Annotated in this window: 26 protein-coding genes, 1 pseudogene and 1 other annotated feature; of the genes and pseudogenes, 1 reads left to right on the plus strand and 26 read right to left on the minus strand. The window is 34.9% G+C overall.

Annotation, left to right across the window (positions count from 1 at the left end; translation table 11 throughout):
* From MHB55_RS10470 to MHB55_RS10505, 8 genes are all read right to left on the minus strand, one after another.
* Positions 1–615: a phosphoribosylanthranilate isomerase gene (locus MHB55_RS10470; RefSeq protein ID WP_340863180.1), complete on the minus strand. Its 615-nt coding sequence runs from the start codon at positions 613–615 to the stop codon at positions 1–3.
* Positions 612–1,403 carry an indole-3-glycerol phosphate synthase TrpC gene (gene trpC, locus MHB55_RS10475; RefSeq protein ID WP_340863181.1) on the minus strand — a complete coding sequence of 264 codons (792 nt, stop codon included), beginning with the start codon at positions 1,401–1,403 and terminating at the stop codon, positions 612–614. Before trpC ends, MHB55_RS10470 begins: the two co-directional genes overlap by 4 nt.
* Complete coding sequence (trpD, locus tag MHB55_RS10480) at positions 1,400–2,431, minus strand: anthranilate phosphoribosyltransferase (RefSeq protein WP_340863182.1); 1,032 nt, start codon at positions 2,429–2,431, stop codon at positions 1,400–1,402. The genes trpC and trpD overlap by 4 nt, the downstream gene beginning before the upstream one ends.
* Positions 2,432–2,506: 75 nt before the next feature.
* Positions 2,507–2,725: a binding site (T-box leader), on the minus strand.
* A gap of 139 nt (positions 2,726–2,864) precedes the next feature.
* Positions 2,865–4,886 carry a right-handed parallel beta-helix repeat-containing protein gene (locus tag MHB55_RS10485; RefSeq protein ID WP_340863183.1) on the minus strand — a complete coding sequence of 674 codons (2,022 nt, stop codon included), beginning with the start codon at positions 4,884–4,886 and terminating at the stop codon, positions 2,865–2,867.
* A gap of 339 nt (positions 4,887–5,225) precedes the next feature.
* On the minus strand, positions 5,226–5,981 hold the full coding sequence (locus MHB55_RS10490; protein WP_154310775.1) for a class I SAM-dependent methyltransferase: 756 nt from the start codon (positions 5,979–5,981) through the stop codon (positions 5,226–5,228).
* A gap of 246 nt (positions 5,982–6,227) precedes the next feature.
* Positions 6,228–6,578, minus strand: a complete 351-nt coding sequence (locus MHB55_RS10495; RefSeq protein WP_340863184.1) for a hypothetical protein — start codon at positions 6,576–6,578, stop codon at positions 6,228–6,230.
* Between the two features lie 51 nt (positions 6,579–6,629).
* Positions 6,630–7,850 (minus strand): MFS transporter, encoded by a 1,221-nt coding sequence (locus MHB55_RS10500; protein WP_191697128.1) that lies wholly within the window; start codon positions 7,848–7,850, stop codon positions 6,630–6,632.
* Complete coding sequence (locus tag MHB55_RS10505) at positions 7,847–8,893, minus strand: ArsR/SmtB family transcription factor (protein WP_340863185.1); 1,047 nt, start codon at positions 8,891–8,893, stop codon at positions 7,847–7,849. Before MHB55_RS10505 ends, MHB55_RS10500 begins: the two co-directional genes overlap by 4 nt.
* 254 nt (positions 8,894–9,147) lie before the next feature.
* On the opposite strand from MHB55_RS10505, the gene MHB55_RS10510 reads away from it, so the two are divergent.
* Positions 9,148–9,360, plus strand: a complete 213-nt coding sequence (locus MHB55_RS10510) for a hypothetical protein (RefSeq protein ID WP_225216013.1) — start codon at positions 9,148–9,150, stop codon at positions 9,358–9,360.
* A gap of 152 nt (positions 9,361–9,512) precedes the next feature.
* Here the strand turns inward: MHB55_RS10510 and wecB are convergent, their stop codons facing one another.
* The 18 genes and pseudogenes from wecB to MHB55_RS10600 form a co-directional block, all read right to left on the minus strand.
* Positions 9,513–10,631 carry a non-hydrolyzing UDP-N-acetylglucosamine 2-epimerase gene (wecB, locus tag MHB55_RS10515; RefSeq protein WP_191697129.1) on the minus strand — a complete coding sequence of 373 codons (1,119 nt, stop codon included), beginning with the start codon at positions 10,629–10,631 and terminating at the stop codon, positions 9,513–9,515.
* Positions 10,628–12,253, minus strand: coding sequence for a glycosyltransferase family 2 protein (locus MHB55_RS10520; protein WP_340863186.1), 1,626 nt, complete (start codon positions 12,251–12,253; stop codon positions 10,628–10,630). The genes wecB and MHB55_RS10520 overlap by 4 nt, the downstream gene beginning before the upstream one ends.
* A gap of 246 nt (positions 12,254–12,499) precedes the next feature.
* Entirely contained in the window at positions 12,500–13,132 is a 633-nt protein-coding gene (locus MHB55_RS10525; protein WP_151109762.1) for a type 1 glutamine amidotransferase family protein, read from the minus strand.
* A gap of 74 nt (positions 13,133–13,206) precedes the next feature.
* The gene (locus tag MHB55_RS10530; protein WP_340863187.1) at positions 13,207–14,169 is read right to left on the minus strand and encodes a helix-turn-helix transcriptional regulator; all 963 of its coding nucleotides are present in this window, start codon (positions 14,167–14,169) and stop codon (positions 13,207–13,209) included.
* Positions 14,170–14,232: 63 nt separating this feature from the next.
* Positions 14,233–14,807, minus strand: a pseudogene (locus MHB55_RS10535) (recombinase family protein).
* Positions 14,808–15,216: 409 nt separating this feature from the next.
* A complete protein-coding gene (locus MHB55_RS10540; protein WP_340863188.1) occupies positions 15,217–16,419 on the minus strand; it encodes an MFS transporter in 1,203 nt (400 codons plus the stop codon).
* A 22-nt stretch (positions 16,420–16,441) separates the two neighbouring features.
* Positions 16,442–17,023, minus strand: a complete 582-nt coding sequence (locus MHB55_RS10545) for a TetR/AcrR family transcriptional regulator (RefSeq protein WP_151109756.1) — start codon at positions 17,021–17,023, stop codon at positions 16,442–16,444.
* Positions 17,024–17,150: 127 nt separating this feature from the next.
* Positions 17,151–18,182: an LCP family protein gene (locus MHB55_RS10550; RefSeq protein ID WP_225321668.1), complete on the minus strand. Its 1,032-nt coding sequence runs from the start codon at positions 18,180–18,182 to the stop codon at positions 17,151–17,153.
* Positions 18,183–18,323: 141 nt separating this feature from the next.
* The gene (locus MHB55_RS10555; protein ID WP_144536319.1) at positions 18,324–18,746 is read right to left on the minus strand and encodes an NUDIX domain-containing protein; all 423 of its coding nucleotides are present in this window, start codon (positions 18,744–18,746) and stop codon (positions 18,324–18,326) included.
* Positions 18,733–19,281: a histidine phosphatase family protein gene (locus tag MHB55_RS10560; protein ID WP_340863189.1), complete on the minus strand. Its 549-nt coding sequence runs from the start codon at positions 19,279–19,281 to the stop codon at positions 18,733–18,735. The genes MHB55_RS10555 and MHB55_RS10560 overlap by 14 nt, the downstream gene beginning before the upstream one ends.
* Positions 19,282–19,302: 21 nt before the next feature.
* Positions 19,303–19,920 carry an NUDIX hydrolase gene (locus tag MHB55_RS10565; protein ID WP_144536314.1) on the minus strand — a complete coding sequence of 206 codons (618 nt, stop codon included), beginning with the start codon at positions 19,918–19,920 and terminating at the stop codon, positions 19,303–19,305.
* 558 nt (positions 19,921–20,478) lie between these two features.
* Positions 20,479–21,009: a PadR family transcriptional regulator gene (locus MHB55_RS10570; protein ID WP_151109754.1), complete on the minus strand. Its 531-nt coding sequence runs from the start codon at positions 21,007–21,009 to the stop codon at positions 20,479–20,481.
* 64 nt (positions 21,010–21,073) lie between these two features.
* Entirely contained in the window at positions 21,074–21,814 is a 741-nt protein-coding gene (locus MHB55_RS10575) for an ABC transporter permease (protein ID WP_151109752.1), read from the minus strand.
* Positions 21,808–22,518, minus strand: coding sequence for an ABC transporter ATP-binding protein (locus tag MHB55_RS10580; RefSeq protein ID WP_340863190.1), 711 nt, complete (start codon positions 22,516–22,518; stop codon positions 21,808–21,810). Before MHB55_RS10580 ends, MHB55_RS10575 begins: the two co-directional genes overlap by 7 nt.
* A 122-nt stretch (positions 22,519–22,640) precedes the next feature.
* Positions 22,641–23,717 (minus strand): metallophosphoesterase, encoded by a 1,077-nt coding sequence (locus tag MHB55_RS10585; protein WP_151109748.1) that lies wholly within the window; start codon positions 23,715–23,717, stop codon positions 22,641–22,643.
* Between the two features lie 84 nt (positions 23,718–23,801).
* On the minus strand, positions 23,802–24,356 hold the full coding sequence (locus MHB55_RS10590) for a GNAT family N-acetyltransferase (protein WP_144536301.1): 555 nt from the start codon (positions 24,354–24,356) through the stop codon (positions 23,802–23,804).
* A gap of 84 nt (positions 24,357–24,440) precedes the next feature.
* The gene (locus tag MHB55_RS10595; RefSeq protein ID WP_151109746.1) at positions 24,441–24,860 is read right to left on the minus strand and encodes a universal stress protein; all 420 of its coding nucleotides are present in this window, start codon (positions 24,858–24,860) and stop codon (positions 24,441–24,443) included.
* Positions 24,861–24,874: 14 nt separating this feature from the next.
* Complete coding sequence (locus tag MHB55_RS10600; protein ID WP_445678233.1) at positions 24,875–26,305, minus strand: SulP family inorganic anion transporter; 1,431 nt, start codon at positions 26,303–26,305, stop codon at positions 24,875–24,877.
* Between the last annotated feature and the right edge of the window lie 33 nt (positions 26,306–26,338).

Raw genomic sequence — 26,338 nt, forward strand, 5'->3', positions numbered from 1 at the left:
TTATCTCTCCTCATCTTTGACCGTTTGAATGAATTCGCGTATCAATTGCTCATCTTTTCTACCATTTACCTCTACTCCACTAGATACATCCACCATAAAGGGCTTCACTCTTCTAATCGCTTCTTTTATATTTGATGCATTTAAACCACCAGCTAGAATTATCTGATTAGGGGAAATGCTGAGATCATTTAACAGTTGCCAATCAAACGTTACTCCACTTCCTCCTTTAAAATCTTTTCCTGGAGCATCGAACAGCATATAATCGGTATTAAACACTTTCGCTTTTTCCACATCACGACTTTCTCTGATAGATAGGGCCTTAATGGTTGGAAACTTAATATTTTCTATAAAATCTGGTTCCTCATTACCATGTAATTGAATTAAATCCAACGGAACCTCTCGAATTGCCTGTTCTAGTTCATCGCTATTTGGATTGACAAAAACGCCAATTTTTAACACTTCTTTAGGGATGCATTTTGCTAAGTCATGAGCCTGTGATAATGTGACTCTCCTTTTACTTGGTGCAAAAACAAATCCAACAGCATCCGCGCCAGCTTCTATTGCTGCTACCACATGTTCTTTCTCCATCAATCCACATATCTTCACCTTAGTCATTGGACCATCACTTCACGTTCCACCTGCAATGTACGAAGTGTCTTATACGGATCATCACTTCGCATTAAAGCTTCACCTACTAATACAGCACTTGCACCGTATTTTGCAACCTGTATTGCATCCACATTATTGCAAATACCACTTTCACTAATTAATACCCGTCCCTCGTTAAAAGGGAAATTACTTGCCAATTCACCGGTGTGAGATAAATCTACTTGGAAAGTGCGTAAATCTCTGTTATTTACACCTATAAGCTTAGTGTCTAATTGAAGTGCTACCTCTAGCTCTTGGATATTGTGAACCTCTACTAGCACCTCGAGACCTTTCGCTATTGCATATGTGTATAATTCTTTTATTTTTTCCTTTGATAATGCTGCGACAATGAGAAGAACAACAGAGGCACCAGCACTTTTAGCAAAATCAATCTGTACTTTATGAATGATAAAGTCCTTACACAAGATCGGTAAATCTACGGTTTCTGCTACTGCTTGTAAATCCTTAAAAGAACCTTGAAAAAAGGGGGAATCTGTCAAAACAGATATTGCAGCAGCCCCAGCTTCTTGGTAAACTAATGCTTGTTTTGCTGGATCTACTATTCCTTGAATTAACCCTTTTGAAGGAGAGGCTCGTTTAATTTCGGCAATTACTTGGAGCTTATTGTTCTGAACCAACCTATCAAATAGCGAAGGTCTTTTCAGTCTCTTTTTACATACAGGAATTGTTTCATGAATCATTTGATTGATGAGCGTCTCTTTTTCTTTAAGAATTTTATCTAGAATAGTTGTCATGATAGTACCTCCTGAGCAAAATTAGGATTGCTATAAGCAACAACTGCTTTCAATTTATCAAGTGCTTTGCCAGAGAGAATACTGTCTTTTGCTAGTTTTACACCTTCAGGTATATTATTCACTGCTCCATTTGCGTAGAGTCCTATTCCTGCGTTAAAAATTACGCTATCAAAATAAGCATCCTGTTTACCGTTAAGCAAATTCAACATAATTTGAGCGTTTTCCTCTGCTGTACCCCCTCTTACAGCAGCAGGAGAATAAAAGGAAAGTCCCACATCCTCCGGACTAAGGGTGAAGGGTATCAGGTCACCTTTTTCGACTAATACTAAAGAGTTTTTTCCTACAAGCGATGCTTCATCCATCCCACCCGTCCCACAAACTACAATTGCTCTCTCTCTTCCAAGCATATGAAGTACTTTTGCGTATTCTATTGTAAAATCAGGACGGTTTATGCCAGTGTACTGGCTGAGAAGTGGAACCGGATTGGTAAGAGGCCCTACAAGATTAAAGATAGTCGGTTTTCCAATTTGTTGTCTCACCAGTCCAATTCTTTTTAGTTTTGGATGTACAATCGGTGCATATAAAAAAGTAATACCTTCTTTGTTTAATATATTCAAGGAAGCCTGGATATCTAAGTTCGTTTGAATACCTAATGCCTCTAATACATCTGTACTTCCAGATGAACTAGAGATTTTTCTATTTCCATGCTTTGCTATACTCACGCCAGCTCCAGCTATTACAATGGCAGATGCTGTACTAATGTTAAAGCTATTTGATCCGTCACCTCCTGTTCCACAGTTATCCATATAATTTCCTTCTGGAACATTTAAAGTGATTGCAAATGATTTAATTACTGTCGCAAGAGCAGCTACCTCATTTGCTGTTTCTCCTTTTATAGCTAAAGCAATTAAAAATTGTTTTATCAATTGCATATCCGTACTCTCATCCAAAATAATTCTAGATGCTTCCTGCATTTCTTCGAATGATAAATCTTCTTTTCTAAGGACCTGTTCAATATACTCTCTCATCTAATCTCTCCTCTGCTCTCTTCTCGTCTAAGCTAAATAAAAAAAGTCCCCTTCATAGGAATATAAAATTCCCATGAAGAGGACGATGTTAACCGCGTTGCCACCTCTAGTTGGAGTATATATACTCCCCCTTTTTTCCTTGTAACGTAGGAAATACGTCCACCTCTAAAACAAAAAGACATTCTCAAGGAGGCTCTCATAAGTCCATTCACATCAGTTGCAAATCAGTTCTCACCAACCACTGACTCTCTAAATTGCAGAACTAATGCTACTTCTCTTATTTAAACAATTTCTCAGCTATCTCATCTCGGCTCGTCTGTTCTCAAGGCGACATTGCTCTCAATGTCTTCAACCTATACCCGAACATAAAAGTTAATGTCTATGATAATAGGAATACTTTAAATTGTCAAATTATTTTTAAGCATTTTAATCACTAAATCATGATTTCAATTTCAAGACCACCATTAGTCATACTTGAAAAAGGCATGTGACTTAATTCTTTTGAAGGCTTTAGAACAATAAAGACATTTTTATGAGATTCTTGACAACTGTAAATATAGTCGATTGAATGCTCAGCTCCTAGAAGTCCTTTTTCTCCTGTTTGAGATACTTTCACCGTAGGTATAATGCCTGACGAAATATTATGAAGTTTGACCTCCAGTCCCATTTCATGGCTCTCGATTATCGACACATATGATTGGCCATTTTTAAAACGAACATTTCCATTTCCTTTATTTGCTTCTATAGTAAATATAATGGATTGAGCCTGTAGAGGCTGAAATGCAGCATTTCCACCAACCAAGGTGTTGTGTGCAACTACTCCAGTTGTTTCTGCATCTAAAGGCAAACCTTCTGTGCCCATTTTTATTGTGTTGCCGACTGCTCCAACCTCTTTACAGTTCCATAATCTCAAGCCATATAAAGTCAGAGTGTTAACGGTTTTAATTGTGTTGCCCTGAACAGTACCGTCCTGTAAATTTCTAACTAATATTCCACCTGCAATTCTTGGGTGATTAACATCTATTACATTATTAGAAATATTGCCGGCAAAGTTCGGCTGAGAAGCTATGGAATATCCTGCATATATGACATATGGCTCAAAAATAGTGTTAGTGGTATCTAACTCCACTGGTATTCCATGAACGATATTTCCCTCAATTATGAGACGATCGAATGCTCCTGCAAAGATCACACCCTCTGTGCCAAAGCAATTTTTTATATGATTGTTAGATATGATAGTGTTCATTTCTTGATTTTCTTTTGACTCCCGCTGAACACCGCCAATATAAATGGCTCCTAGAGGGTTTTTGGCATAGCCACAATCCTCGATTTTATTGTTTACTATGATGCAGTCTTTTGTAAACTGGTCTACATTTGTCCATTTATAGAAAACACCACCGACCATCGAGTCTGATATTAAATTGTCTGTTGCTATTAAACCGCCTGCAGCATGACCATCAATAGCTTTCCGCTTGTTTCCTCTTAAAGTACATCCAGAAACTAAAAGATCATTTGCTTTAGGAAACATTGTTCCAAGTGCATTTATACCGTAGCCTGGATCAACGTAAGTATGGAGCTTCGAGGCATTCGGGTGTCCAGCCCGATCGCTTATACAGTTGAGCACTCGAGGTCTTTCAACAGCTGAGAACACAAAATTGCTAGAGTAATTGTCGTGTGCATTACACTCTACGAAGGTAATGTCGGCATTGTTTTCGTATTCTAAGTCTGTTGGCAAATAGTCCCCTAGATGTCCAACCGCAAATCCGGAAAAGTTAAAGCCACTGCTCTCACATGATCTAAAGATAATATTTTTGCAACCTCGATGTACTAAAACACCACTACCTACGTTTCCTATAAATCCACCACCAAATATGCCAAACGGCTTCCCATCATTTCTGGCGCGCTCACTCGTATCAAAGCTATTGTTTTTTCTATAATTCCAAAAGCCTGAAGTTGGATAGCCTCCAGCTTTGGTCCCTTTTTCTCCATATCCAGTCACTGGGTCTATTCCTGGAAACTCCCCATACCCCTCAAACTTAATGCCTTCGATTATACAATTTTCACATTGTTGTAGCTCTAAGATCCCTTGGGCATGTGTTCTAGTAAATAACACAGCACCGTAACCAACCAAATGAATTCTTTTTTTCCCCCTAAGTAGCAAGCATGGTTGGTCATTGTTTGGAAAATCATCCAGTTTGGTGTTTTTCTCAAGCCAATAACGGCCCGGTGGAAGGATCAAAGTATCCCCATCCCTAGCATGATCAAAAGCAATTTGAATTAATTCTTGAATCCTTGTACGTCCAGTTGTATCGGCCTTAATCGTCTTAGCTGTTCCACCTTCCATCTCATCTAACATTTCAAAATTACGCGTGATTCCCTGAACGAAGTCCTTTGAAAGTTTGTCCTCAATGTTAGTTGGAATATAATATTTTTTCTTGGGTGTATAATTGGTCATTTTTATATCTCCCCTTTAAATTATTGTTCTAAGATCAACCGGCTGTTTATATATACATCTTTACTTTCGTATCTCCCCCTTTTTTGTGTGCTAAATAACGAATAACCCTCTACTATCAGGATTAGTAATTACTAATTCGATAAGTAGAGGGTATTTTCCTTTACAATTGTTAGTAGAATCTGTATTTCAGTTAAAAAGACCAGTCCATACTATGCTTAATTTCCTATTTGTCAAAGAAGATTTCTTCGTTATGACCGGATAATTTTTTTTATGACCGTTCAAGTAGGATTTATGACCGGATAAAAAAATTTATGACCGTTCAGTATAATAAGTTACCATTCAGCTTTTACGAGCAACTAATATAAATCGATGTTCATAGCTTTCTACATATCCTTGAAGCTGCATCACTTTTTCAAGTTCTATTAGACGTTCAAGGCATGAATCGACCGTAAACCCAGGAAATTCCCATTCTATAATTTTAGCGTAGTAAACAATTGCACCTACATCCAAAAACTTTAAAGATGGAAAATACTCACCCTCATATAAAATAGCAAAGCCTTCAGAAGTAAATCTTTTAGTTTCATTCTCTAGATTTAAGCTAGGATATAAGGGCTGAAAGTTATTTATTAATGCATTGGACAGCCACTCGTTGTTCTTACCTCCAACCTGTTGGGTTATAAATATGCCTCCCTTTTTCAGGATTCTCCGTATTTCATTTACGTCATAGGATTCATGTCGATTAATAATAATATCAAAAACATTATCCTCAAAGGGAAGTTCAGAGTCATTGAATACCTGCTTAACGCAAATTCCGAGAGGTTCCAATTTTTCTTTACACAAATTCACATTTGGTTCCCATCCCTCTGTAACAGAAGTCCGTTCGAAGGGATGGCCTAATGTTATCAGAAATTCACCGCCACCTGTTCCCATATCCAGAAGTACGTTCTCTGGAGAAAGATATTTATCGATGATTTTCCGATAATCCCACGGTGTAGCTTGTTCCTTCCACCGACCTTCCAAATGAGAAAAATCCCACCCTTTAAAGCTTTCAATTTCTTCCATCTTCCAATCTTTTTTCAGAGTTTCTATATTCATCTATGCTACGCTCCTATTCTTAGTTAGTACAAATAAGATAGTGCAGCCTAGGTGATAGCATTAGTACTCGGTTGCATGCTGCTATCCATCAAAACTGCACCGAGTATTTATCTCGTTTGCTTCTAATCACTTAGTTCACATCCTTTAAAGTATTTGTTTACCTAATAAATTTATTTGAAAAATTAACCGTTTTTTTTAAATGAATCAATTGAATTTTATTTGAAACTGACAGTAAATTAACATTTCTCACCCTTCAAGTAAAGCAATATAAGGCACCTCTTTTTCCCCTACAATTGCAATAACAAATCCCTGACCTGTCTCGTATATTTTGGTGCCGACCGGTAGTATATTGGCTGTTCCATTGTTGAATCCTATTGCACGGTTCTGTTGCTTACTAATTTCAGCAACTTCCTCTCCAATTGTATATTCAGACTCAGTGACCCAATCAATATCACTAGCTTTCGCATAAACGACTTCGTTCATTAGGAAAATATCAACATTCTCTTCGCCCAGCAACTCTCTAGGGGTAGGATTTCCATTTTCGGAGCAGCCCATTAAAAGAAATATTAAAAAGAGTACCAGGTAAAATTTGTTCAAATTAGATACCTCCTATATATGCTCTTATATAAAGTATTCAATCAATAGAAGCTAATTCCCTTCAATTCCCGAAGAATTGTTTAAGAATTTAAAATAAGGAAAAGTCAGGCCTATTATGGATACCGTACAAATAATTGAACCGATGAAGAAATATAAGGGCCGTATCCCCCATGTCTCACTTAAAAGTCCTCCCACTAATACACCTACTGGCATTGCGCCTCTAATAATAAGCAATCGGACGGAAGCAACTTTACCCATCAATTCATTTGGAACTGATTTTTGAAAAATGGTGATATTATGTACTCCAAAGAAGGCCAACGCAATTCCTGCTATCCCTTCCGTTAAGAGAGCAAGGACAATACTTGTATTGAAGCAAAGAAAGATAAATGTTAGCCCGCCTACAGCTAAGGAGCCTAGCATTAACATTCTACGGCTTTTAGCCTTTACTTTTCCAACCAACATAGTGCCAATCACATAACCTAGTGGGAAGCTAGCCATAAAATATCCGACTTGAGTGTAGGAGCCAGAAAGCTCATCTGTAATATAAGGCAAAGTAATAATCATTGTTACTCCTACACCAAATTGCACAAATGCTAAAAAAATCCCTAGCCAAACTATTATACGCTGCTTAAAAAAATATAAAATCCCTTCTGTAAATTGCTCTAGCCACGTTTTCCTCACAGTAAATGCATTCCTTTTTTCCTGTAAAGACAATAAGAGAATACCACTAGTAAGTAGCGTTAAGCATACTACTAATAACGAGGGGATTAACCCTAGAAACTCAATGATCATACCTCCAACGAAAGGAACTATAAATGTCATTAATCTTATAGCACCGTCATTGTATGCATTCGCTGAAGTCAAAAGCTCTTCAGGAACAATCGTAGGTGTAATAGCTTGATTGGCTGGTGTATAGATCGGTGTGATTAATCCGACAACTATTTGTACTAAATAAATATGCCATACTTCTAATTGATTTGAAGCAAGAGCTATTAATGGAAGAATAAAAATTATTCCCCTAGCCCACTGTGATAGAATCATGATCCATTTTCTGCTCCAACGATCAATGAATGGGCCAATAAATAATTGAAGAATCAATGATGGTATAAAATATAGAAGCCACATACTACTAAGCGCTAAAGTAGAATTGGTTAGCTGATAGATTAAAAATGAGTTACATAGTGTACCTAGGACTCCTCCTAGTTCCGAAATGATATTTCCTATCCATAGTACTAAAAAGCTCTTATTATGAAAAACAACACTCTGTTTCATTGATTTAGAAAGGAATTTAGTTCCATATAAATGGAATCTAAAGGCTTTCTTTTTAAAGTGTATTTATTATCTTTTATTGCAACAATTCTCGCTGACCTTAATATTTTTAAATGATGATGAACAGTTGATTTCCCAAGGTTTAAGTGGTCTGTAATTTCCTGTAATGTATGGTCATTTTCGTAAAGCATTTTTACCATTCGTAATCTAACCTCATCACCCAGCGCCTTATATTTAAGAACTAGTGAATGATTGGGTGTATATGGGTCCTCTGGTGTAATACTTTCATTTGCCACAGGATAATAAAATACTTTTGTACCTTCTAAATCCGCTTCTATATTCCATGGTCTATAGATGTACTGAGGAATTAATAATACCTTTGTGACGCTCGGCTCCGGATGGTAAGTAACTCCGCCTGTAGCCCATTCCACTAATTCAAAACTATTTAAAGTTTCTTTCATCTTACTCTTTGATTCATAATCTGCCTGAAGTATTTTAGTAATCTCTTTCTGCTTATCAATTGTTATAACCTCTTCAACCCAAACGCTCATTATTTTAGTCAAATGCTGTTTAAGCTTATCTCCATCTACTTGGCAGACAAAATCAATGTAAGCAGGGTAAAATGGATTATCTTTAGCAATTTCCTTCATTTTTTGTAAAGAAGTCAAATCCCCCAATGAAGCACTTTGTCTTAGGTATTGATGTTTTATTCCTAAGTATGGCATACAAGTCAACCTTAGTTCCTCTGCAGATAACTCATCTATATAAGAAGTAAATTCCTTAAGACTCTTAAAATCCTTCACATGTAAAAGTAAAAGCAAAGCTTTCCAAGTATTATTTTCTTCAACATAATTTAACTCTTTTAGTATTCCCGCTGACAAACTACTTTTAATGGAATCCCAAAAAGATGCTTGCTTTTCTAGAGTGTTTAATAGACGTGTATTAGTAATTGCTGCAATACCTAAGGCAGATTCCCATAATATTGAATAGTTAATCTCTACTTCATAAGTTTCTCTTTCTTTACTTGAAAGATTTAAAACATCCATGCATTTCTCTCCTTATAATTCTATTTATTTAGAATATAACATTCTATATTTTTAGAATCAATAGAATATTAATAAAAATGGACAATCTTCTATCTTAGGTGGTTAGAGTTTATAGGTTGGACAGAAAGGCTCTGTTAACGACAAAGGTTGTTTTTCATGAGGAGGTATTGTTTGTGTAATGGTACACTTAAACTAACGGCTTATTTGGAATCTATTCATACTGTTATTCATATATAGTTTGAGGGGGAATATTTTTGAAATACAAAAAGAGAATCGCATGGATTATTCCTAATGTATTTTGTTACTTGATGCTATTTGGTTTATCCATTTGGACAGTGGCTAACAGGGAAGGGTTACAAGAAATCAATAGATTATCCATTTACGTTATATTTATGATTTTACTTTTTTTAGTATCAGTATTCGGAAGTTACCGAATTTGGACATGGATAAAAGAAGATAAAATATAAAAAGTTCTTATTTAAACTAACAAGTGCTTTAATAAAAAAGCAAATCAAAACAATAATGAGCTGGAAAATGTATCTCCAACTCATTTTTTAAAATTATAAATTAACCTGTCACTTTAATATAGCCGATTTAAAAAAGATATGAGTTCAGATGCTCATATCTTTTTTGCAATTTTATCAAGATAGGATGAGATTTGTTCGGAAGTGGTACCATCTCCATATGGATTATTAGCTTGAGCCATGTTTTCATATGCTTGTGGATTATTGAGTAACATTCGAGTTGCTTGTAAAATATCGTCTTTCTCAGTTCCAACTAATTTTAAAGTTCCTGCCTTTACTCCTTCCGTACGTTCTGTACTTTCCCTTATAACTAAAACGGGTATATCTAATGCTGGAGCTTCTTCCTGTATACCTCCTGAATCTGTGATTACTAGATAGGATTTCTTCATAACATGTGCAAAACATTCATAGTCTAGCGGCTCGATAATATGAATAGTGGAACTCTTAGTACTTGCTAGAAAATGATCTTTAACCTCTTTTCTGACATTAGGGTTCGGGTGCACCGGGAAAATAATTTCAATATCCTCAAACTCTTCTACTAGACTGGTAAGAGCTTCGTATATTCCTTTTAGCTTTATAAAATTTTCACGTCGATGAGTAGTAACTAATAGAATTCTCTTTCCTCTATCAAATATTTTTTGCAGATGATCAGGAAAGACATATGGTCTATTTGTAATGTCATAAAGAGCATCTATTACTGAATTCCCTGTTATTATAATTCTTTCTTGTGGAATTCCTTCAGCTAATAAATTCTCTTTGTTTTTTTCAGTTGGTGCAAAGTGATAATCACTTAACTTAGTTACGATTCGTCGGTACATTTCTTCGGGAAAAGGAGAAGAAATATTGTGTGTGCGTAGACCTGCTTCCACATGTGCTACCGAGATACGTTTTAAAAACGATGTATATGCTCCTGCAAATGTAGTCGCAGTGTCTCCTAGAACAAAAACAAGATCAGGTTTTTCTTTATCCAAAACCTCACCTAGTTTTTGTATTAGTTCTGCGGATAATTCCTCTAGCTTTTGATTTGTTTTCATAAGCTTTAGTTCGTATTCGGGTTTTATGGAGAATAAGGATAAAACTTGGTCGAGCATTTCTATATGTTGCCCGGTGTTAACCAAAACAGTTTCAAATTTTTTATTCGTTTGAAGCTCTTTAATAATAGGCGCGAATTTGATTCCTTCAGGTCTTGTACCGAATATAATCATCACTTTCATTGTCTGTCTCCTTTTCTCCGTTTTTCAAGCTTTATTTTAGTAATATAGCCATCACTTTCTTCAAAATTTGCTTTATAGGAATCTCCCCAACGGATAAGCATTTCATCAACTACCATACGAAACTGTTTATTTAAATTTTCCTTCTGAATAATTGTTATATTTTTATTATGTCTGCGCTGATTATATAAGGTTTGATCAATCCAGTGAACTTTGAAGCGTTCTGCGACTCGTAAAAACATCATGAAGTCTTCAGCAATTAGTGGTTCTCCTCGTAAAGTAGTCATCCATCCGCTTAGCTCTTTTAGTGCAGAATACCGATACATTCTAGGGCAGTGAGTCTGAAAACTCTCTAGAATTTTATATTTATCTTTTAATGGTGAGCCTTTATAAATGTCCCCCTCGACTAAAACGCCGTTTTCCTCATACCAGAGCCTTCTATTTGCAAAAACCATCCCTACTTTAGAGGATAAATTATCCATTTCACTAATCAAGACCTCCAAAGTAATGGGTTCTATCCAGTCATCACCATCAAGTTCAAGGACATATTCACCCAACACATAGTCTAAAGCAATATTTAATGCTTCTGCTTTAGTCCGTTGCTTAATATGAATAGGGATAGTACGGGTATCATGTAAACTATATATCTCTTCTAAGGTATTATCAGTAGAGCCAACGTCTACAACTATTACATGAAAGTTTTTAAAAGTTTGATCAAAAACACTTTGTAAGCATTTTTTTATAAAGTTCCCATGATTGTGAGCAGTAATTATTACTGAAACCTTAGGTATGTCTCCATTTTTCGTTCGGTGTTCTAAGCTAGCAGACATGCTGTTAAGATATAGTTCCTCAGGAGGAGTAAGAGTTGTTAATGAGTGTTTGCCGTTTAAGCGATATTCCATTAAGGGTTCAGGTATAAAAACAAATTCTCCTTGTTTCATTAATCTAATCCAAAATTCATAATCAGATACTAAGTCGTATTTAGAATCATAGCCACCAGTCTTTTCAAAAGCCTCTCTTGTATAAAGAAAAGATGCACCGATGAAACTGACCATCATGATCTCTTCTTTTGAACGATTCATCATCTTGTATAGAGCTGGGTAAAAATATGGAGTGGAAGGATGCGGCATTCCATTTTCATCAATTGGACTATACATGGAGTAAACGAGAGCAGTATTTGATGGTGAAGTGTTCATAGTTTCAACTAACTTTTCTAGGAAATTGGGAGCTTGTCTATTGTCACTGGAGATCCAAGTTAAATAGGAACAATCTTTGAGTTTGTCAAATCCTTCATTTAATGAGTAGGCAATTCCTTTGTTTATCTTCCTATCGATTATGATGAAGTCGCAAGTTAAGTAACTGGATAATTCATAAACGGTTTTAACGGTTTCCTCATTTGCACCATCAATTACAATCACAAGTGAAAAATTTTTATAGGTTTGTTGTTCAATAGCATGTACACATTCAATCAAATATTGTTTTTCTTGATTGTAAACAGGCATTACAATACCTACCTTATTTGGTATACGTTCGATATTATTTTGCTTTGTACTTGTTTTTAAATGACTTTGCTTATCTTTAGGCTTACTTGGTAACCAAAAGTGCTTTTTATTTTTAAAGAACATATATTCACTACTTCCTATTATTTATACCGAATTTCACATCGGTTAAGTAGTATATGAAACCCTTTCTAAGAGAACACGGCTTTTATCTAGTGAATAATTAATGGGAATACTTCGCTAGGGGTACCATCAGGAAAATGCGGATTTACAACGTTAAGGAATTTTCAATACTAAAAACCATGCTTTGACATTGTCTAAAGCATGGTTTTTATTTAACTTATATAAATCTGCTAAGTTGATTTTTTTAGCTCATCTATTTATTGAATTCATTAACTGGAAGAAGTATTCAGGTTTATGAGTCTTATTTAGGTTATACCAGGAATGTAATGTATCTGGTGCAAATACATCTAATTTTTTTAATACTTCTATCGTAAATTCCAGAGGTGCAACCCCTGATGCAGTAACCAAATTCTCACCAGATACCGCAGGTCTCATCTCATAATATTTTTCTCCTTTATAATTAGGGCAGACCATTTTAATATACTGTAAGTCATTGCTTGTGTGTTTTCTAGAATCTAAGTATCCCATATTCGCAAGAGCCTCAGTTGCACCACAAATTGCAGCGACAATAGTGCCGAGCTTTAAGGCTTCGCCAATTTTTTTCATGATTGGTTGATGAATAACTTCTCCCCAAGTAGTCCCTCCAGGCAAAACTAAAAGATCTTTACTCTCAAGAGTACACTCATCAAGGGAAATATCTGGTTTTATACTAAGTCCCCCCATCGTGGTAATCATTTCGTTATTAGCTCCTACTGTTACTACTTTTAAAGGTACTATATCTTTTTTGAAATATCTTCCTGTGTTTAGTTCGGCAATTAAATACCCATATTCCCAGTCTGACATTGTGTTAAATACATATAGATAAACTTTTTTTGTTTGCATCGAATAACACTCCCAATCACATTTATATACTAATTATAATATAACTTCCCTGACAGCTAGCGTCAGGGAAGTTATCATACTTGATGAAATTTTATTAATTCCGACAGAACTTCAATAAGTCTTTTTTTTAGACTTATTGGCTCTATAATTTGAATAGATTTACCGTACGGTAAAAGTAAATGAGGTATATATGTATGTACTATATCTCTTTCAAGAAGGAAAACTGCTTGATTTGAATTTCGTTCATGTAAATAATGTCCTAAAAACCAATGTTGGCAAACATCATTCAGCGTACTTTCATTTCCATTAATAACTAAAGAAGTAATCCCTTCCTTATCTTCTATAGTAGGAAGGAGATTTTTCATAAAAAAGTCACGTGCTGAAAAATTTTCTGGTCGGTTAAACTTTTTTGCGGTTAGCATTAGACTTTCAATTCGATTTACTCTAAAACTACGGATATCATTCCTAAGATGACAAAAGCCAATCACATACCACTTATTATTCCAATAGATAATTCTGTACGGATCGACCAATCTATAATTTAATTGCTTTTCGCCACTTTTATGGTAAAGAATTTTTACTGAGTACCCGTCAGTTACAGCCTGCTCCAACTCCTTCAAAAAAGGTTCCATAGAGAGTGAACTTAATCGACTTATTACTTCAAGACTAGTTAAATGTTGGTTTATCTTTGTTTCCTGCTCTTGATTTGAGTATTTACTTAGTTTTGTAATGGCCCTATTTAGTGCTTCACCTCCATAATATCCGGCTTCTTCTGCAAAAACAGCAGCGTGAAATAGTGAAGTTTGCTCTTCAAAATCAAAAAAAAGAGGTGCCTCAATAAAATTGTTCAATAAAGTGTATCCACCGTTATGTCCTGGTTCTGAAATTATAGGTACGCCACTCGTTGAAATTGTATCAATATAACGATACACAGTCCTTATATTCATCTCTAACTTTTCTGAAATTTGTTTTGCAGTAATTTTTTCACCTGAACGAAGCATCCATAGAATCGCTAACAGATTGTCAATTTTAGGCATATATTCCCACCTCTATATGGAACTTATTTTCTATTCTATATTTCCGCTCTTTGGTATATCTCATCAAAATTTCCTTTCCGATAGCTTTCTATATAATGAGATCCTAGATACATTTGTGATTTCACAAATTTGATTTACAGTCATTTCTCCCTCTTTATAAAGCTTTACTGCATAATTCATTCCTGCATGGTTTTTATGGTACTTCTTTAACCGACCTTTAAACTTTCCTTCTTTCTTAGCCAGTTCAGTCTCTACATGGTGCCGTATACGGATAAGATGACGTTCCAATTGGTTTACACCCGCAATAACAGGAATTAAGAATTGACTGTAGGGATTATTTTCTGATAAATCTAGCCAAGTATCTTTTAAGGATTTTAAAATTGCCTTTTTACTTCGTATGTTATCGATTAATTCAAATAAATCTTGTTTAATACGAGTAATCCGAGTTAAATCCGAACATAAATGATGTCACCTTCTTGTATATCCTCTAACATTTTTTGAAGTTGCTCACGATCTTTTGTTGCTCCGGAAATTTTTTCTTCAAAAATAATATCCCTTGCGATTACGTTCAGTTGCTGAAATTGCCTTGAAGGATTCAGGCAAGTTGAACTGACACGTATATAACCGATTTTTCGCAAAATATCACCTCGTTTTTGAGACAAGTCTTATGAGACACTCTTAACTATGATTTTATCTGTCTCCGACACTTGTATCAATAGAGTACACTCTATTGTTATTTAATTAAATTAATTAACTGAATAATTACAGAAATGAGATGATACTTTATGAAAATTCCGAGAGGTAGAGAATTTCTTACACCGGAACATTGACGGGCTCTTATGCAAATTCCTGAAGATGAGTGGGTGCTAGGAACCTACTACATTTGGGTTCATTTGGCTCACAATCCCGCCGTTGTCGCCGCCTGCCGCTACAATTATGCTAATTAATGAATTAAAAAGAGCATCTTTTCTTTTGTAATGTAGTGTTCACCTTCATTACAGGAAAAGATGCTAAATTGTGTTTTTCTTATTAGAACTATACTTATCGTTAACTAAGAAAACTATCTTTGAATTGTTGTTCTTTCCACATAAATGTAATCCCTAGGCCGACTGCCATGATTATACCCGCGAAAATGTATGGAAAATTGATGTTAACATCAAACAAGATACCACCTAGTGCAGGTCCAATAATATTTCCTAAACTCGTATATGTTGAGTTCATGCCCGCAACAAATCCTTGTTCTTTTCCGCCTGCTCTGGATAAAAATGTTGTGAGTGCTGGACGGAGTAAATCGAATGCAAGAAATATAAAGCTCGTTACTATAAGGACTATTATAAAGCTAGAAATGACCGTAGAAATGAATGCCAAAATCACTCCTACAATTAGGCAAATTTGAATTAGTTTTTTTTCGCCTAAAAGGTCTACTAACTTTCCAAACATAAATACTTGTACTACTACTCCAAATATGGAACTTATGGTAATAATGACAGCGATGTCCTTTGGTGTAAAACCAAACTTATGATCAGAGAATAGGCTAAAAACCGTTTCGTATGCAGATAGACCAAAGGCTAAAACAAATATAATAATGAAAGCTATAAAGTACATTGGTTTTAGTGATTTTTTTAAATCGCCTACAAAATTGGTTTGTTTACTGTTAGCTGATATTTCCGCTAATTCTTCTTTTGAAAGTGGTTCTTTCAGTATAAACAAAGAGGAAATACAGGCGATAAATGCTATTCCTGCTGCAAAGTAGAATGGCAATCTAACCCCAAATTCTGCTATAAATCCGCCAATCCCTGGCCCTATGATAAAACCTGTGCTAATGGCTGCTGAAATATAGCCCATTGCTTTAGGTCTCTCCTGAATCGTCGTAATATCAGCAATATATGCTGTAACACCCGGCATAATAAATGCAGCACTAACGCCTCCTAATACTCTTGAAAGGTATAGTACCCAGACGTTTGTACCCGCCCCAAAAATAAGCTCGGAAACACTAAATAATAGTAAACCGACGGTAATCATTTTTTTACGACCAAATTGGTCTACCCAGCGGCCAGCAAATGGAGATGTGATCAGTTGAGCGACAGCAAACACTGCTACTAAATAACCCATTGTGCTTCCGGACAAATGCATGATATTCATAAACGATGGCATCACAGGAATAATGAGTCCTATTCCTAAAAACGCGATGAAAATATTACTTAATAAGATAATAATTACTGATTTTTGTTCTTTTATAGATTTATTCATATATACACTTCTTTCTTTACTATCAATGAATAGATATGCCTCGCCAAAATACTTTCCACGAGGCATTTAGCCTCTCGTGTAAACGTTTTTCTTCATTGACATATACCAGTTCAAGCATCATTGAATCTACCATGCTTAGAAATGCATAAGTCAATATTAACGCGGACTCACCAATAACCAAATTTTCATCCATCCATTGTTTAAATTTGTCTTCTAACATAGCTTGCACTTGTTTCTCTATATCAAGTACATCCTCTTCAATTTCCTTCGCTAAGTGAGCAGGTGGGAAAAATGACATACGTAACCAAAACTTTAAATGCTCATCTTTTTGAAAAAGATTAATGACCATTTGCAGGAATCCATACAAATCATTCTGGGGATCCTTAGAGTTTAATGGACGAAAGTACTCTAACTTAGTATCCAATTCAGTTTGCTTGGCATCTCTTAAAACCTGAAGAAAAAGGTCATCCTTACCTTTATAGTGTGCATAAATAGACTGTTTTTTCATACCCACATCTTCAGCGATTTGGGAAAGCGAAGCACCTTCATAGCCGTGAATTGTAAAATATTTAAGAGCTGATTCTTTGAGCTCTTGGCTTTTCACATCTCTCACTCCTTTTAACGAACGTTCGTCAGTTATATTAACAAAATTTAATCATGGAAGCAAGTTAATTAGATCAAAGTATTAAAAAATTCCACAAAAAAGCATCAGGATATAATCCTGATGCACTTTAGTTACCTATTGTTAAGTCCTTTACTTCATCTGAATTCGCCTTATAAGTAATATCCTCTAAGTTAGTTTTAAGCTTTTTGCTTACTTCGTTTATAGAGTTTTCATCTGCTATAAAATACCAGAGATCATGGCCAGCCTCTTTATTGTATATGGTTTTACCTGTACCATCTAACTGTAAGTGTTCAATGGGCGTTCCTTTTATCTGCTGATACATTTTAGCTAGCTTTATATAGTCTGAGGAAGGAATATTGGTTTTGACATTTTCTCCAACATCCTTGATTAAATCATCTATTTTAGTAATCATACTCACATTGGTCATTTCGCTTAAAAGTGATTGGATGACTTGCTTCTGTCTTTCATTTCGTCCTTTATCACCCTCTGGATCTTTTTTACGCATACGTACATATGCTAGAGCCTCGTCTCCCTCTAAAAACATAGGTCCCTCTGTATAGGTCTTCCACTCAAAATTAGCGAGTTGAATTTTAAAGGTAAAAGGAACGTCGACTTCGACCCCTCCCAAAGTATCAACTATATCCTGGAAACCCTGAAAATCTGTCGATACGTAATAGTCAATAGGTATCCCTAACATGTTTTCTATTGTATCAGTTGTCCAATTGATACCACCATTTGAATAAGCATGGTTTATTTTGTCTTCTTTATCTAATCCTTCTATATAAACTAAAGTGTCTCTAGGTATGCTAACCATTGACATTTTGTTGGTAGTTGGATTGACTGTTGCAACAATTAGCATATCTGATCGACCATACTTTTCATTTTCTCCATGCTCAATGCCAGCTAAAAGTATTGAAAACGGAGACTTAGATTTTACTTCTTTCGTACTTGTGTCTTCTTCAAGGTCCTTAATCAATGGCGCAAATATTTTATTATTCGCATGCTTTGCCTCCCACGATAAATTGATGGCAAAGAAAATGACTGCAGACATCAGTAAAATAGAACTAATCGTTATAGTATATATAACTTTCTTTCTTTTAAAAGTCTTTCTATTCACTCGACTTCGAGAATTTTTCATCTTGTTCTTTTCTCCCTTAAGTCTAATATATGTTTTTCTTGAAATTATCTTATAATTATTTTTCTAAATTATACCATTTATATTTTTAATTACAAGTTTATAAAGACTTTTAGGTTTTATTCATGAGACTATTTTACTTTTTCATGTATTTTTAAATTGGTCTGCTAGAGTAATATTTCTCTTGAAATAATCAGGGAATTCATCACTACTTAATATTTGCTCAGTCGTCAGCCAAACTATTTCATCCACTTCTTCTCTGCATTTGACGTATGGTTCACCAAATGAATGGTCACAGACAAAGACAATATCAACAACAGATTTTCCAGTATCTGATATAAAGGAAGAACTGTTTACATATTGAAGGTTTGTAACTTCAATACCTACCTCTTCTTTGATCTCTCGGTGCAACGTTCTTTCAAATATGTCAATTGCATCACCCTCTTGATCTACTGTGCCACCCACAAATGCCAAACTTCCAGCAGCATGTTCTTCCTTCTCGCTTCGTTTCACTAAGAGCCACTTTCCCTCTTTGTATATAGCGCCCTCCACATTAACGATGAACATTTAACTCCTCCTTAAATGTGTATATTTTAAATTCTCCGTTGTTTGAGGAATAACATAAGATATTTTTATCTTCAGGTATTCCTTTGAAGTAGGCCCCTATACATCCTGTAGTACAACGATGACCGGTTATAAGTATATTTCCACTATTACTTTTATATTGCTCTTCAAGCTGCACCATGAAATCAAATATACGCCCAACATAGGATTTTATATCCTCCACGCCTTTGTATATAGTTGGATCAGGTATTGCACCTTTTAGTTTTACTTCTTCTTTTTTTGATTGATCTGCCTCTCCTAAGTCAAAAACGTCTAACCTAGAATCTACTATAGGTTCTAAATTTGTTATAATTACAGCAGTTTGAACTGCTCGTTCTTGGGGAGAAGAAAAAACTAGATCAAATTGTACAGTTTTTAACATTTCTTTCATTTCTCTTGCTTGCTGTTTACCTTTCTCGTTTAAAGGTAGACCCATGCGTCCTTGTAATCTGCCTTCTTTATTTAAATCTGTCTCTCCGTGACGCACTACATAAATCATTCGGAATGCCTCCATATTTGTTTAATCGTATATCGTATCTTTATCCGGATTGTGCAGGTATTCAAACATAGTGATTATTTGTGATTCTGTGTTTCTGTTAGTAGAAAGTGGCGGTAAATTAGTAGGAGAGAAAAATTGAACATTACTTGTCTCGACACCGCTTGCTGGTGTCCCTCCAATTATTTCGCAGCGGATAAATATTTTATAATAATGATATGCTTCTGGTGGATGAGGATGCTTATTTTTGTCCAATAATGCAAGCAATTTAATAGGTTTTACCTCATACCCGGATTCCTCTTTTATTTCTTTTACAATATTTTCAGATGCAGATAACCCAATATCGCAAAAACCACCTGGTAAGGACCATTTGTTGTCAATACTCTCACAAACCATGAGAATCTTGTTATCCTTGAAAACTACTCCACGGACGTCTACTTTGGGAGTTTGATAACCTGTTTCATTAGTAAATAAATCCTGTACCTTTTGAAATTCTATTCCTGTATGTCCCGCTATAATTTCAGCACTTATAGCTCTTAATTCCTCGTATCGTTCGATATCGTATATATCCTTAGAAAAGGCTAATCCAGATTGTGATAAAGCTTGAATCCTCTTTGCCCATTCCAACCATTTTTGGCTCATTTCATAACACTCCTATGTATTAGAGACATTTTAAATTATTGTCTATTACTTTTAAAAAGATAAATAGATGCTTTGTCTGACTTTGCACCTTGCCTCTGTATGATCCAATAGAGAATAATTTATTTAGCTGTGGAGTTACATACACTTTTTTAGGGAAGACACTGACTCTGGCAGTTTTACTTTGTAAGTGCTAACTGATAATAATCAATGAAGCATTAAACTTAAAAGTCTAAAAATTCACATTAAATATATCATTATGGCTCGAATAAAGATAGAAAAAAATTAAAAGCTGCCGACATTTGTATGTCACGGCAGCTATCAAGTGGAAAAAACTATTAAACTATTATCAAGCAATTCACACTTTATAAACTCAAATAAATCGTTTTCAAGCTCTATGCTAACCACCGACACGGCCTCAGACTTCTCCCTCTCTACGTTCAGTTCTGGTGCTTCAGGCCAAGAGGATGTCGGTCACAAAGGCGTTGCCAATTGAAAAAGCTCTCCACTTGGACTTGAATCTGACTAATGAATTGAAAAACCTAGATTGTGGAACAAGATTCATCTTTTTTCATAGATTTTAATTAAATCGTCGAGAAGCTGTATTTGTAGTTCGTATTGACTGTACATATTGTGAAAAATAAGTTCTGTAACTTCATCGGCTTTCATATGTTCTTTCTTAACTTGAATACCTCTTTTTTGCTGTTCTAAATCTGTTTCAATTTGTAATTTTTGATTATAGAGAGCTTCTAAAACATCATCTTTTGGAAGGTCTTGTATAAAGCTTAATGCTGTGTATAGATTACTTGGCAGGTTAACAGATTGTTCCTGCAATGTTTCTTTTAGCAATGTTTGAAATTCCTTTTTACCATGTTCAGTGATTCTATAGATGGCTTTACTTCTGTTCCCAATATTCTTTACTGCTTCTAGCTCTACTAGTTGCTCCTTTTCCATTTTCTTAAGAGCGTGATAGATAGAACCAGCTAAGATTCCTGCCCAACGATCCGCTTCACTTGTTTGAAGTGTTTGTTGAATTTCATAACCACTCATCGGCTTCAATTTTAGTAGGCCTAATACCATCAATCTTGTCATAAAGTTCTCCTCAATTATAAATAATCAATATTGAGTATTATTATAGCACAAGACGATTGTCAGCCTAGTTAGAAATAGGTTTGTATTCACTACCTATCCGTTCTTCCCATTTAAAGGTAATAACAGCCAATAAAAAGCTAAACAGTGTGTAAATTAACAATATTAGTATAGAGGATCCCATAGGTAACATCATTCCATCTGTTAAGCCTTTCAACGCTTTAACGTAGTGTTCAAAAGGTGATAGTTTGCTGATGAAGTGGATCCAACCGGGTGCTTTACTTAAAGAATAAAAAGCTTCACTTATTAGTATAAAAGGAATTTGAATCAGGTTTGCAATCATATTAATATGGCCCTCATTATTAGCTAAGTTGGCTATTAAAAAACCAAGACTAGTAAAACAGAGTGTTGCTATTGTAACAAGTAGCAAAGTTCCTATGATTGCTTCACTACTAATCGATATTTGAAAAAACAAGACTCCAATAATCCATACACCCATATTTAAGATTACCCCCAATACAGTTCTAGCGAGCACCATAGCAATGATAAAATGGCCAATCGGTAAAGGAGTTATTTTCAACATTTTATAGACACCTTTGTTTCGTTGATAAAGAATTTGAAAAGCGATTCCTTGCATACCCCAAAATAATGTTCCAATTGCTGTCACGCCTGTTAAAATACGTTCATCCATATTATTAAAATAGAGACCTAATCCAATAATCATTCCTATAGGAAACAAAAGAGAATAAAATAAGGTAATTTTATCTCTCAAAGAACTTACAATCATAGAACGAAAAATAATTAACATTCAGAGACCTCCTCAGAGATTAATTTAATATATAGGCTTTCTAAATTAGCTACATTGTGTTCTTCTATCAATAATTTAGGATCACCTTCACAAATAATCCTGCCTTTATTTATAAATATAATTCTGTTCGCTAGATAGTTTACCTCCTCCATGTCATGTGAAGTAAACACAACTGTTCTTCCTTCCTTATTTACTTGGCGAATTAGGGAATGTAATTCTTTTTTTGAAAGTGGATCTAATGCAGCTGTTGGTTCATCTAGAAATATTAGCTTCGGATCATGTATTAACGTAATAGCAATTGCAAGACGTTTTTGCTGACCTCCGGAAAGCTTGGATGCTTCCATATTAGCGCTTTGAGTTAAGTTACATTTTGAAAGGATTTCTTTCATTTCGTCCTTATTTACATCCTTTTTGTAAAAGGCTCCAAACAACCTTAAATTTTCAGAGACAGATAACCTTGGGAAAAAGGATATTGATTGTAGCTGTACTCCAATATTGTTTTTAAAATCCTCCATAAAATATTGAATAGTCCCGCCGTCCTCTTCCTTTAATCCGATTAGTAACTCAATACAAGTTGTCTTACCTGCACCATTGGGACCAATTACACCTAGGATTTCGTTTTGGCTAATATTCATATTAATATCCTTAACTACATCTCGGTTACCATATTTCTTTACTAAATTTGTAGCTTGCAAATATAACATTTCACCACTCCTTCTTTTTATTCAACGTTGACTATTCAACGTTAATTAAAATTTATAGTAGTGCTGTTTAAATGTCAATAGAAAAAGGTACAGAGTTTACTCCATACCTTTTGTAAATAAATTTATTGTTCAATCCATCCGATTTCTCCGAGAACATTTTTAACAAGCATGTAACCGGCACACCCGTCATCTACTACCCAAACCTTTTCTCCTCTCATTACTGGGAGAAAGGTAGTACTTAAATCTGTCCTGCAAAAGTTTGTCCCGTTTTTTTCAATAATATATTCATTTTTAATCCACTGTTCTATACCTAGTTTTACATTTTCGCATAAGGTAAAGTATTCTTCTTGTCTTATAATTTTTAATTCGTAATTAGGATAAGCTACAGTACCAACTCTATTTGAGCATCCTCCGAAATCATTGTGTGCAATTATGTATTTAGAAAGATTGTCGACATAGGTATATGAATATGTATCGCCTTCTATGATTAAAGCATTTAATTGTCCATCCTGTTTTATTTGGTTTCCCCCATCAATTGAAATTATGTTTTTATCTATATCTATCATAGGGTTATGGGAGCTTACTGAAGTTGAACGGTAGTTTATAACCGGCCAATGTCCTACAATGACTAGCTTATTGGCTTGATGCCCCTTATCTAGAAAAGAGGAAATATTTAATGCGGTTTCTTCATCAGTAAGTTTCCAATCTTTTATAGGATCAATTCCTGCATGAACGACTATAAAATTTTCTGTTTCAAAGGCAATTGGAAGCCCCTCCAGCCAGGCAATCATCTCTGAATAATGCTTTTGATAAAACTTAGATAGTTCGCTTAAGCTAGTATATTCATCCAGACTCTTTCCATGTTGATTGAGCATCTCGTTTAAAACAGATTTTTTACGATTTTTCATATAAGCAATAATGGATTTATCTTCCTGAATTATATATCGATGAACAACATCACAATTACCCTTCGTTATAAATACGTTACTAGAGCTTTCTTGGAGCAACCGAACAAATTCTATGACTTCTAGGCTGTTATCCCCTTTCTCACATAAATCGCCGTTTATAAACAAATAATCTTCCGATTGGTAATTGACTTTTTCTAATAAGCTTTTGAATAAATGTAAATTTCCATGTATATCTGAAATTATAATAACTCTTTTGTTATGTTCTAAATTGAGCCTTTTAAAATTTAACATTACTTGATTTCTCCTAAGTTAAGCTTTTTGATTTGAGTTATTTAGCCTAAAAGAGTCTAAACTACAAATACAATCAAATATTATTTAAACCTCAGATTCTGAATCATCGGGGTTAATAATTGCTAATATAAGATGGTCTTGCCATTTCCCGTTAATTTTCACATTTTCTTTAGCAATTCCCTCTTTGTGAAAGCCGGCTTTTTCTAGAACATTTATAGAAGGAATATTGTGAGGCATAACTCCAGCTTCTATTCTATGTAATTTCAACGTCTTAAAACCATAGTCAACCGCTAACTGGACAGCCTTCGTCATATAACCTTTCCCATTCTGATTTTTATCTAAGTAGTAACCAATCATACAGCTTTGAGCCGGACCACGTGAGATATGCGACAATGATACATTGCCTATTAACTCATCCGTACCTGACAAAAAAATTCCAAAAGCATATAAAGTATCATTCGCTGCTCCTTCAATCCCATTTTCGATCCGTTCCTTTATTTTTTCAAATGTATAAAAGCTTGGTTCTCTTAATACTGTGTAATGCTTAAAAAATTCCTTGTTTTTTGTTTCTAGAGCTAATGAGGCTTCAGTGTCCTCTATTTTAAGTAAACGAATATAAATACCTTCTTGAGTCTCCATAATTCTCCTCCTTTTGTTTCTTAAATTATATGAAAATTCGTTCAAAATTAAAAGCCCTGTGAAACACAGGACTTATCAAAAAACCTATTTAACTACTAAAGCTGGACAATTTACTCGTTTAATCACCTTATGACTGACGCTACCTAAAACCATTTCCTGCAAGGAATTTAATCCCCTACTACCTATAACTAAAAGATCTACATTATTCTCATTAGCAAATTTCACAATTTCTGGTCCTGGGATACCATGCAGTATTCTTACTTTATAATAAATCTTTGATTCATTTAATAGTTTTTCTACATTTTTAATTTTTCTACGTCTTTCTAGCTCTACAGCCTCTTTAGAGCTAGAGTGCAATACCTCGGTCTTCGCATTTTCAAAATCCGCAACATACACTACTTCCACTACGCAGTCCTTACTCATAGAAGCTATTTTTATAGTTTCTTTCGCTGCACGGACAGCATTTTCAGAGCCATCAGCTGCTAAAACGATATGTTTATACATTTGTGATTTCCCCCTTAATGAGATGATAAGCCATCGATCTGTGCAATCATTTTTTGGCTATATGTATCTAAGCCAACTAATTCTACTTGTATAGCTCGGTCACTAAGTAAATCTTTTACTTTAAATAATGCAACTACCCCTGAATCATCCCAGATCCGACTATTAGAAAAATCGATTTGTATACTTTCCGAATGTATGGATACTTTTTTAAAGTAATCCACAAAGCTATCAGTAGAAGCAAAAAATAGCTGTCCTTCTATAATATATCGCTGTTCCTGTTGAATTATCTTTAAGGTTGAAATTTTTACAACAAAGAAAACAGCACTTAAAATTACCCCTGCGATAACTCCCTTAGATAGGTCATGTGTATAAACTACAATAATTACAGTTGTTAGCATGACAATTGCATCGGTTCTTGGGGCCTTAACTAAATACTTAAAAGAATTCCAGTCAAAGGTACCGATACAAACCATGATCATGATTCCAACCAATACCGGCATTGGAATTTTAATAACTAAATCACCTAATACAATAATTAAGAACATAAGAAACAATCCAGCAACTAATGTAGATAGTCTTCCTCTACCCCCTGATTTCACATTGATTACCGATTGACCTATCATGGCGCAACCAGCCATTCCTCCAAAGAACCCATTGATAAAGTTAGCAATACCTTGACCTCTTGCTTCCTTATTTTTATCACTTTCCGTAGCAGTCATATCATCGATGATTTGAGAAGTGAGCAGAGATTCCACTAATCCTACGATTGCAAGGGCGATTGAATAAGGGAATATAATCTGTAACGTTTCAAAATTTAAAGGAACGTCTGGTAAAAAGAAGAAAGGCAAAGTTTGAGTAATGTTACCTAAATCTCCAATTGTTTTTAAATCTAATCCACTGTAAATTGCAATAATAGTCAAAATGACAATTGCAATTAACGGTGCTGGTATTACCTTTACAAAACGTGGTAATGTATATACAAGAATAAGCGTAATGCCTACAAATATATATGTCATAGTTGAAATACCGATGAAATGTGGAACCTGAGCCATAAATATTAAAATAGCAAGCGAATTGACGAAACCGATCATTACAGCATTTGGAATATATTTCATCAATTTAGCAATTTTAAATACACCAAACATTATTTGAATAATACCTGTTAAAATAGTTGCTGCTAATAAGTAATCTAAACCGTATTCCTTAACTAGTGGTACCATTACTAACGCCATAGCTCCTGTAGCTGCAGAAATCATACCTGGTCGTCCGCCTACAAATGCTATAATGACCGCAATACAAAAGGAAGCATACAGACCAACCATAGGGTCGACACCTGCAATAATTGAAAAAGCGATTGCTTCTGGTATGAGGGCTAGCGCGACCACAATACCAGACAGTATATCCCCCCGTATGTTTCCAAACCATTGTTGTTTTATATTTTCCATGATAATCTCCTTCTAAAAAAAATCTTCGATTAT

Origin of the sequence: Psychrobacillus sp. FSL K6-1267 (assembly GCF_038003265.1) — a bacterium.
Taxonomy (GTDB): Bacteria; Bacillota; Bacilli; order Bacillales_A; family Planococcaceae; genus Psychrobacillus; species Psychrobacillus faecigallinarum.